Source organism: Bacillus sp. VA13 (assembly GCF_055710085.1).
Map to the genome: position 1 here is coordinate 1 of NZ_JBVQPP010000015.1, position 506 is coordinate 506.

Here is a 506-nt window from a genome sequence, read left to right on the forward strand (position 1 = left end):
ATATATTATCGACTACGGCATATGGCTGCCCATTCTTCTTGCGCTTTTTCACCTTAACCTGGCACTGCCATTGATTTTTCTGCATAATACGTTGAACCGTTTTATGGTTAATACGCATTCTCTTTTTAAGTATGGCTGTGATTTTTCGATATCCATATCGATACCTGTGCTCTCGGCACAACGTGCCGATTTGTTTTTCCAAATGGCGCTTGGGATAATCTTTCGTCAGATTCTTCTTCCAACGATAATAGGATGCTCGAGAGATACCTAAATGAATACAGATATCCTGCACGGTCATTGTGCTGTGCAATGCTTCTACAAGTTCGACTGACGTTTCGCTATCAACTTCCTTTCCAATTCGTTGTACTTTTTTAAAACGTCATTCTGTTGTCTCAGATAACGGTTCTCTGCCTGCAGTTTCTCTAATTCGTAAGAATACTCTGGACCTTTTCCGTAAGTGTATTGCTTTCCAACAGGCTGTTCGAATCGATGTATATCCCCAGCCT

At 41.1% G+C, this 506-nt stretch carries 1 pseudogene; it reads right to left on the reverse strand.

The window, feature by feature from the left end:
* Positions 1 to 506: pseudogene (locus tag AC0C66_RS21490) on the reverse strand (IS3 family transposase); the annotation flags it as partial.